Annotated in this window: 9 protein-coding genes and 1 tRNA gene; 7 read left to right on the top strand and 3 right to left on the bottom strand. The window is 65.9% G+C overall.

Annotation, left to right across the window (positions count from 1 at the left end; all coding sequences use genetic code 11):
- Position 1: 1 nt before the first annotated feature.
- The 6 genes from Q0D93_RS05135 to rpmE all read left to right on the top strand — a co-directional run bounded on the left by Q0D93_RS05135 (position 2) and on the right by rpmE (position 6463).
- A complete protein-coding gene (locus tag Q0D93_RS05135; RefSeq protein WP_294391870.1) occupies positions 2–1168 on the top strand; it encodes a 1-deoxy-D-xylulose-5-phosphate reductoisomerase in 1167 nt (388 codons plus the stop codon).
- Positions 1165–2295 carry an RIP metalloprotease RseP gene (gene rseP, locus Q0D93_RS05140; RefSeq protein WP_294391871.1) on the top strand — a complete coding sequence of 377 codons (1131 nt, stop codon included), beginning with the start codon at positions 1165–1167 and terminating at the stop codon, positions 2293–2295. Before Q0D93_RS05135 ends, rseP begins: the two co-directional genes overlap by 4 nt.
- A gap of 109 nt (positions 2296–2404) precedes the next feature.
- A complete protein-coding gene (gene bamA, locus Q0D93_RS05145; protein WP_294391890.1) occupies positions 2405–5071 on the top strand; it encodes an outer membrane protein assembly factor BamA in 2667 nt (888 codons plus the stop codon).
- Entirely contained in the window at positions 5071–5670 is a 600-nt protein-coding gene (locus Q0D93_RS05150; RefSeq protein ID WP_294391872.1) for an OmpH family outer membrane protein, read from the top strand. The genes bamA and Q0D93_RS05150 overlap by 1 nt, the downstream gene beginning before the upstream one ends.
- On the top strand, positions 5670–6149 hold the full coding sequence (gene fabZ / locus Q0D93_RS05155) for a 3-hydroxyacyl-ACP dehydratase FabZ (protein WP_294391873.1): 480 nt from the start codon (positions 5670–5672) through the stop codon (positions 6147–6149). The genes Q0D93_RS05150 and fabZ overlap by 1 nt, the downstream gene beginning before the upstream one ends.
- An 83-nt stretch (positions 6150–6232) precedes the next feature.
- Positions 6233–6463: a 50S ribosomal protein L31 gene (gene rpmE, locus Q0D93_RS05160; RefSeq protein ID WP_294391874.1), complete on the top strand. Its 231-nt coding sequence runs from the start codon at positions 6233–6235 to the stop codon at positions 6461–6463.
- Between the two features lie 27 nt (positions 6464–6490).
- Here rpmE and Q0D93_RS05165 read toward each other — a convergent pair whose 3' ends face one another.
- Positions 6491–7420 carry an XdhC family protein gene (locus tag Q0D93_RS05165; protein ID WP_294391875.1) on the bottom strand — a complete coding sequence of 310 codons (930 nt, stop codon included), beginning with the start codon at positions 7418–7420 and terminating at the stop codon, positions 6491–6493.
- Positions 7421–7506: 86 nt separating this feature from the next.
- Here Q0D93_RS05165 and Q0D93_RS05170 point away from each other — a divergent pair, with 86 nt between their 5' ends.
- Complete coding sequence (locus Q0D93_RS05170; RefSeq protein ID WP_294391876.1) at positions 7507–7887, top strand: teicoplanin resistance protein VanZ; 381 nt, start codon at positions 7507–7509, stop codon at positions 7885–7887.
- Here Q0D93_RS05170 and Q0D93_RS05175 read toward each other — a convergent pair.
- Both Q0D93_RS05175 and Q0D93_RS05180 read right to left on the bottom strand, forming a co-directional pair.
- A complete protein-coding gene (locus Q0D93_RS05175; protein WP_294391877.1) occupies positions 7823–9013 on the bottom strand; it encodes a hypothetical protein in 1191 nt (396 codons plus the stop codon). The genes Q0D93_RS05170 and Q0D93_RS05175 overlap by 65 nt on opposite strands.
- 14 nt (positions 9014–9027) lie before the next feature.
- Positions 9028–9111: transfer RNA gene (locus Q0D93_RS05180), tRNA-Ser, on the bottom strand.
- Position 9112 lies beyond the last annotated feature (1 nt).

Genomic DNA, 9112 nt, shown 5'->3' on the forward strand with positions numbered 1-9112 from the left:
CATGGCGACACGTCGAACCGTCAGCATTCTCGGCGCGACCGGTTCGGTCGGCACCTCCACGTTGGACCTGATCGAGCGCGAGCCGGAGCGGTTCGAGGTGGTGGCGCTCACCGCGCACAGGGATGTAGAGGGGCTTGCCCGAGCCGCAATCCGCACCAACGCGCGGGTTGCCGTGATCGGTGAGGCGGAGCGGTATCGGGCGCTGTGCGATGCGCTGTCCGGCACCGGCATCGCTGCCATGGCGGGCGAGGGCGCCATCGTGGAGGCCGCCGAAACGGGCGCGGAATGGACCATGGCGGCGATCGTCGGCACCGCCGGCATGGCCCCGACCATGGCCGCTTTGCGTCAGGGGCGCACGGTGGCGCTGGCCAACAAGGAGGCCTTGGTCTCCGCCGGCGCGTTGATGATCCAGGCGGCGGCTGACAGCGGCGCGACGCTGTTGCCAGTAGATTCTGAACATAATGCGGTATTTCAATGCTATCCGCACGGCTGCGCGGATATGGTGCGAAGGATCGTCCTGACCGCCAGCGGTGGTCCGTTCCGTACGTGGACCCGCGACCAGATGCGGGATGTGACGCCCGTGCAGGCGGTGCGGCATCCCAATTGGTCGATGGGCGCCAAGATTTCGGTCGATTCCGCCACGCTGATGAACAAGGGTCTCGAACTGATCGAGGCGCATCACCTGTTTCCGGTCGGGCATGAGCGGCTGGGCGTGCTGGTCCATCCGCAATCGGTGGTGCACGCCTTGGTCGAGATGATCGACGGATCGGTGCTGGCGCAACTCGGCTCGCCCGACATGCGGACGCCCATCGCCCATTCCCTGGCCTGGCCCGAGCGGATGGCGACGCCCTGTACGCCCTTAGATCTGGCGCGCGCCGGACGGCTGGACTTCGAGGAACCGGACTTCGCGCGCTTCCCGGCGCTCGGCCTGGCGATGGCCGCCCTTGCGGCGGGCGGGGCGCGGCCGGCGATCCTCAACGCCGCCAACGAGGTCGCGGTGGCGGCGTTCCTGGGTGGACGGATCGGCTTCCTCGATATTGCCACCGCAGTGGAGCAGGTGCTGGCGGCTTATGACGCGGCGCCACCCACCACGATCGACGAGGTGCTGGTGGTGGACGGGGAGGCGCGCCGCCAGGCCGAACGCGTGACGGAGTTGCAGGCGGCATGAGCATCACCGGCATCCTGCTGACGGTGGTCGGCTTCATCGCCGTGATCGGCCCGCTGGTGTTCGTCCATGAACTCGGCCACTATCTGGCCGGCCGCATGTTCGGAGTGCAGGCCGAGGCTTTTTCGATCGGCATGGGCCGCGAGCTGCTCGGCTGGACCGACCGGCGCGGCACGCGCTGGAAGGTCGCCGCACTGCCGATCGGTGGCTACGTCAAGTTCAAGGGCGACATGGGCCCCGCCAGCGAGCCCGATCCCGCCTGGCTCGCCTTGCCGGAGAGCGAGAAGGCCAAGACCTTGCAGGGTCGGCCGGTATGGCAACGCTTCATCGTAGTCGCGGCGGGTCCGTTCACCAACTTCCTGGTCGCGATCCTGATCTTTACGACATTCTTCGGCGTCTATGGCGTGCCGCATACGCCGTCGGTGATCGCGCAGGTGCTGCCGGCATCGTCAGCGGCGGCGGCGGGGATGCAGCCGGGCGATCGCATCCTGTCGATCGGCGGGCGCGACCTGACCCGGTTTGAGGATCTGCGCGAATATGTGTTCCTGCGCCCGCACCAGAAGGTGGTGGCTCAGGTGGAGCGGTCGGGCCGCGAACTCGCGCTGCCTCTGACGATCAAGGCGGTCGCCACCACCGACGCCCAGGGCAATCGCCTGGAATATGGACAACTAGGCATCGCACCGTCGGGGCAGGTGATCGTCCGGATGGGGCCGGTGCAGACGGTCGGCGCCGCCATGGAGGCAACATGGCACACCGTACGTACCATGGTCGACGTGATCGGTCAGATCGTCGGTGGACAGCGGTCGGCGCAGGAACTGGGCGGGCCGCTGCGCATTGCCCAATTTTCCGGCGACCGGGTGTCGATGGGGCTGTTGCCGTTTATCGATTTCGTGGCGCTCATTTCGATTAATCTGGGCTTCATCAACCTGCTGCCAATCCCTTTGCTAGATGGCGGTCACCTTTTCTTCTATCTGGTCGAGGGCGTTCGCCGCCGACCATTGCCCGCCAAGGTTCAGGAATGGGCGTTTCGCTCCGGCCTGGCGCTTTTGCTCGGTTTCATGATGTTCGTGACGTTCAACGATCTGGGGTCGTTCGGTGTGTGGCAGGCGCTTGCCGGCTTGATCGGCTGATCGGGATCGGGCAGGGCGCTGCAACCGGATTGACCCGGTTTCCCAATATGTATGTGGTTGAAGGGCGGGTTGCGTGAAGGAAGGACTTACCGGCGGACGACGCGCCTCCATGCGGATCGGCTCCGCACTGCTGATCGGCAGCGCGCTGGGGGGAGTGCCGGCTCTTGCCCAAAACCAGGCACCCGCAGGGACGGCCGGCCCGGTCGCCGCACCTCCAACAACGGCTGTTCCGGAGCCCGGTTCCGGCACGATCCGCACCATCAGCGTTTCGGGCAACCAGCGGCTGGAGGCGGAAACTGTCCGCTCCTACATCAAGCTGCGGGCGGGTGAGGGCTATACGCGCGAGTCGCTCGACCAGGCGCTGAAGGATCTTTACGCCTCCGAACTGTTCGCCGACGTTCAGATTGCGGGCGCGGATACGGGCGACATCGTCATCCAGGTGCGCGAAAATCCGGTGATCAACCGGATCGTGCTGGAGGGCAACAAGCGGATCAAGGAAGACAAGATCCGCCCCGAGATCAAGCTGGCCCCGCGCCAGATCTTTACCCGCACCAAGGCGCGGGCCGACGTCGCCCGCATCATCGAGCTGTATCGCCGCCAGGGCCGCTATGCCGCGACGATCGAGCCCAAGATGGTCCAACTCGACCAGAACCGCGTCGACGTGGTGTTCGAGATCCACGAAGGGCCCAAGAGCCGGGTGCGGCGCATCAACATCATCGGCAACAAGGCGTTCAAGGCCAGCCGGCTGCGCGGCGAAATGGCGACCAAGACCGCCAGTCTGACCCACCTCTTCTCCGGCGGCACCAGCTACGATCCCGATCGCCTGGCCTATGACCAGCAGAAGATGCGGCAATTCTACCTGACCGAGGGCTATGCCGACTTCCATGTCGTGTCGGCGGTGGCGGAGCTGACGCCGGACAAGCGCGACTTCATCATCACCTACGTCGTCGATGAAGGGCAGCGGTACAAGTTCGGGGACGTGAAGGTCGAGAGCGACATTCGCGACCTGAAGGCCGATACGCTGGAGCATCTCGTCCGCATCAAGAAGGGCGATTGGTACAACGCCAAGATCACCGAGGATACGGTGGACGGCCTGACCGAGGCGGCGGGCCTGCTGGGCTATGCCTTTGCCGACGTTCGCCCCAATTTCGAACGCGACAAGGAAGCGCTCACCATGAGCGTGACCTTCCACCTGGCGAACGCGCCACGGGTCTATGTCGAGCGGGTGGACATCAACGGCAACACGATCACGCGCGACAAGGTGATCCGCCGCGAGTTTCGGTTGGCGGAGGGCGATGCCTTTAACGGTTTCCGGGTGAAGCGATCGCGCGACCGCATCCAGAGCCTGGGCTTCTTCCAGGACAAGCTGGAGATCGAGCAGAAGCAGGGTTCGGCACCCGATCAGGTCGTGCTGGAGACCAATGTCGAGGAAAAGGCGACCGGCCAGCTACAGCTGTCGGCAGGCTATTCCAGCCTCGAAAAGTTCATCGTCAGCGCGCAGATTTCGCAAAACAATCTGATGGGCAAGGGCCAGGAGGTCCGCGCCGGCGTCGATTACTCGATCTATTCCAAGTCGATCACGCTCGGCTTCACCGAACCCTATCTGTTCGACAAGAATATCGCGGTGGGCGTGGACGTGTTCCGTCGCGACTTCAACTCGTTCAACTATATCAACAACGATCGCAACACGACCTACGACCAGACGACCACCGGCTTCCAGATCCGCGCCGGCGTGCCGTTGACCGAGTTCTGGTCGCTGGCGCTGCGGTACGGGCTGAGCGCGGACCAAGTCTCGCTCAACAGGAACACCTTCTATTCGCCCTATCTGCCGGACGGCACGCTCGACCCCACGGGCACCTTGCGCTGCGATCCGCTGATCGCCGGGCGGTATCTGTGCGACTCGATCGGCGACCGCATCACGTCCTCGATCGGCTACAGCCTGGTGTTCGACAATCTGAATGATCGTGTCCGTCCCACGGGCGGACGGCGCGTCGTGCTGAGCCAGGATTTCGCCGGTCTCGGCGGCAGCGTTCGCTACATCCGCACGCGGGGCGAGGGGCACCAATATTGGCGCTTCCTGGGCTTCACCATGTCGGCCAATGCCGAGGGCGGGTACATCCACTCACTGAACAAGTCGCGTGGCGAAGGCGTGGACAAGGTCCGGTTGGTGGACCGCTTCTATTTGGGCCAGCCCGATTTCGCCGGTTTCGACATTCGCGGCATCGGCCCGCGCGTGCTGCGTTATCAATATGATGCAACCGGTAACTTGGTCACCGATCGCAGGAATGTTAGTGACGACGCGCTGGGCGGCCGGGCTTACTATTTCGGCAAGTTCGAGGTGCAGATCCCGCTCGGCAATGCCGCCCGGGAACTGGGTATCCGGCCGTCGCTGTTCGCCAATGTCGGCTCTGTGTTCGGTCTGACCAAGCCGATCTTGACGAATATTCCCAGGGAGGGTCAACTCCGCGAGACCTTGAATGTCGATGGCCAGCGCGTGTGCGTCGATGCAAATGTATCGGACAGCAACGTGCTGCCGTCTCAGGTCGTGTCGCCGAACACGACCTGCGGCACGGGTCTGCGTCCACAAGGCAACATCATCCCAGGCTTCCAGGAACGCTTTCTGGGCGATACATGGAAGCCGCGTGTGTCGGTCGGCCTCGGCGTGAACTGGAATTCGCCGTTCGGTCCTTTCCGTATCGATATCGCCAAGGCGCTGATCACGCGCGAAGGCGACGATCCCAAGCTCTTCACCTTCAACGTAGGGACTCAATTCTGATGCGTACCATCCTGAAGCTTTCGGCGGCCGCCGTGCTGCTGGCCGCGACTCCCGCCTTCGCCGAAGGTGTGCTGGTGATCGACGTTTCGCGCGTCCTGGGTGAATCCGCTGCCGGCAAGAGCGGCACGGCGCAGCTCAAGGCGAAGTATGATGCCCAGATCGCGCAGCGCAACCAGACGTTCAACACTGCCGCCCAAAGCTATCAGACGCAGGTCAACTCCGCCCGCGCCGCCGCCAAGCCCGGCACCCAGCCGCCGGCCGCGACGATCACGGCCGTGAACCAGGCCGGCGAGCGTGCGCAGCAGGCGCAGGAGCAGCTGCAGCAGCTCGCACAGGAAGTGCAGAATTCGGAGAGCTTCGTGCGTTCGCAGATCGTGGAGCGCATGGGCCCGATCGCGGAGCAGGTTCGTGCCGAGCGCAAGGCCGACGCAGTGGTGCCTAAGGGTTCCGTGTTCGCGGCCGATCCGTCCAAGGACGTGACGGCGGTGGTGATCCAGCGTCTCGACGCGGCGTTCCCGACGCCCAGCATCACGCCGCCGCAGCAGGCCGCAGCCGCTCCAGCCGCGGCACCGACGCAGCAGCCGACCCAGGGCCGCTGATGACCGGCGAGGGTGCTGCCGCCGACATTGGCCCGCTCGACATCGGGCGGGTCATGACGGCGCTGCCCCATCGCTATCCGATGTTGCTGGTCGACCGGGTCGAGGAACTCGTGCCCGACCAGCGCATCGCGGCGATCAAGGCGGTTTCGTTCAACGAAAGCTTCTTCCAGGGGCATTTCCCCGGTCGCCCGATCATGCCGGGCGTGCTGATCGTGGAAGCGCTGGCCCAGGCGGCCGGCGTGCTTGCGGTGGAAAGCCTTGGCCTGGCGGGTTCGGGCAAGCTCGTCTATTTCATGGCGATCGACGAGGCGAAGTTCCGTGCGCCGGTGGAACCGGGCGTGTTGCTGCGGCTGGAGGTCGAGTTCGTGCAGAAACGAGCGACCGTGTGCAAGTTTGCCGGCAAGGCGCTGATCGACGGCAAGGTCGTTGCGCAGGCCAACTTCACCGCGATGATCGCCGATCCGCCCAAGGCAGGTTGAGCCTTTCCTTTTCGGCGTCGTGACGTTATGCGCGCCGCTTCCTCCGGCTGGTCGGAAACCAGCCATTTTCCAGGAATGACATCATGAAGAAGAACATCCACCCCGATTACCACACCATCAAGGTGCAGATGACCGACGGCACCGTGTTCGAGACGCGCTCCACCTGGGGCGCCGAGGGCGAGACGCTGCTGCTCGACATCGATCCGCTGGCGCACCCTGCCTGGACCGGTGGCCGCGCCCAGCTGCTCGACCAGGGTGGTCAGGTTGCCCGCTTCAACAAGCGCTTCGGCGGTCTGTCGCTCAGCCGCAAGTAAGCGGAAAGGTTCTTCCGGCGCTGCGGGTCAGCGCCGGAAGGCCGCAATCATGCCCGCCGCGATCGATAGCGCGATCTCGGCCGGGCCCTGCGCGTTGATCGACAGCCCCGCCGGCGCATCGATCCGCGCAATCTGCTCCGCAGAGATCCCCGCGGCAGTCAGCCGCTCGACCCGCTTGGCATGGCTGCGACGCGATCCCAACGCCGCGATATAACAGGTCGGCGCCCGAAGCGCGGCGATCAGCGCGGGATCATCGATCTTCGGATCATGGCTCAGCGTCACCACCGCCGTCGCCGCATCCGGTCGGCGCTCCGCCACCGCTTCATCCGGCCAGCGATCGTCCAACTCGACACCGGGAAACCGCTCGTTGGTCAGGAACCGGCCGCGTGGATCGATCAAGGTCGGCGCGACGTCCAGCCCACGCGCGAACCCGGCCAGGGCCTGGGCGATCTGCACTGCGCCCACGATCAGCAGCCGCCGGGGCGGGGCGTAGCGGTTGACGAACCAGTTCTCGCCGGGCTCGCTCGCCTCGATCGTCTGCCCTGCCGCGAGATCGGTCGCGAGACTCAGCGCCTCGCCCCGCGTACGGGCGTCCCCGATGCGGCCGAACAGGGCAGGGGAGAAGCCGCCGTCGGTGACCGGCTGCACCAGAATCTCGATATGCCCGCCGCAGGGGAGGCCGACCTCCCACGCACTTTCGTCCGCGACGCCGAACTCCAGCCGGCGATGGCGGCCGTCGCGGATCGTCTCGGCGGCGGCATGCAGCACCTCGCCCTCGACGCAGCCGCCGGAGACGGAGCCTTCGAACCGACCATCCTGATGCACCAGCATGTGGCTGCCGCGCGGTCGCGGGGCGGAGCCCCAGGTCGCGGTCACGGTCGCCAGCGCCAGGGGAGCATCGCTCCAGTCGCGGGCGGTGGCGATCAGCCGATCGAGCTCGGCGGCGGGCTTCGTCATCTGCACCACCTTTGCTTGGCAGAGGTGTCGCCACATCGCAATCGCGCGCACTTTACGGATCGGCCGGCGACGGGCATGCAGGCGCCATGTCGCCCCGCCTTCGCCGCCTGTTCGTCGCCGCCTGCTGGCTCGCCGTGGCTGCCGCCTATATCGCCGCGATCCTGCCGCAGCAGGAGGCGCCGCACCTCGGCGGGTCGGACAAGACCGATCACATGGCGGCATTCTTCACCGTGTCGCTGCTGGCGCGCTTCGCCTATCCGCATGTCCGGACGTGGCGGCTGTTCGTGCCGATCGCGCTGTTCGGCGGCTTTATCGAATTGAGCCAGATGATCCCGGCCATCCATCGCGATGCCGAATGGGCCGATTGGGCGGCGGACATGATCGCGTCGGCGGCGGCGCTGCTTATCGCCTGGCCGCTGGCGCGCCGGATCGGCCGCCCAGCAGGCGAAGCAGGCGGCTCCATCTGAGCTGCCACCCGCGCTTGCGGATGGTGAATCGGTAGGAAGAGTTGCGGGGATCGAGCGCGGCGGCGCGGCGCAGGTCGGCAATCTCGCCCTCCATGTCGCCCATCAGCGACTGGAGCTTCGCCGCCCAGGCATGGCATCCGGCGCGATGCGGCGCCTCCTCCTGAAGGACACGCGCCACCCGCAACGCGCCCGCCATGTCGCCCGCGGCCAGCAAGGCGCGCGAAAGTCCCCAGTGATAGTCGGCCACGGGTTCCAGTGCGATGGCATGTTCGTGCTGCGCAATCGCCTCGGCATGATGGCCGGCGGTGCTGAGCAGGCGGGCGTGGACGTCGCGAAAGGAAGGGCCGGTGGGCGCCTGCTCCACCGCCTTGCCGGCGAGCGCGATGGCCGTGCCGATCCGGTGCGCGGGCTGGCGCAGCGCCAATTCGGTCAGGAAATTGGGCGAGGACCTACGGCGGCGATGCGCCGCGTGCAGGAACCGGGCGCGATCGAAGGTGCCGTCCAACACGGTCATGACCAGCGGATGGAGCAGACGGATGTCGGACAGGAACGGCCCGCAGGGATGGCCGGCATGGGGCAGGGGCACGCTCTCGATCGGCGCCTCCGCCGGAATCGCATCCACCTGCAGCCGGTCGAAGTGGAGCCGGGGATCGAAGGCGACGACCATGCTCGGCACCGGCCGGATCACATCCTCGATCGCGGGCAGGAAGCGGATGCGGCGCTGTTCCTGGCCCCAGCGTGTCTCGAACGGGACCTTGCGGGGATCGACCGAATATTGCGGTGACAGCGCCAGCACCGCATGCGCGCCGATCGCATGCCCGAAGCGGAGCGCGGCATAGCCGCCCATGCTGGACCCATAAGCCAGCAGCCGCTCGGTCCCGGCGCACCGGTCGCGGATCAGGTCGAGAACCTCAGCTATCTCAGCATATTGGAACCAGTTGTTGCCATGGCTGAGGACATGCACCGCGGTGATGCCCTGTTCCTGAAAGTAGCTCTCGCCAAAGCCCGGACGATCCGTGCCCAGCTGGCTGTGATAGGGATCGAACGTGACCACCTGCCACCGCCCGTCCCCCGCCGCCACACGCCGTACATGGAGGCGGTCGGAGCGAAAGAGTGGTTCGATCAAGTGCCTGCTTTCGTTGGCGGACAGGGTGGGATTCGAACCCACGGTGGGCGTAAACCCACGGCGGTTTTCAAGACCGCTGCCTTAAACCACTCGGCCACC

Source organism: uncultured Sphingomonas sp. (assembly GCF_934560975.1).
Lineage (GTDB): Bacteria > Pseudomonadota > Alphaproteobacteria > Sphingomonadales > Sphingomonadaceae > Sphingomonas_I.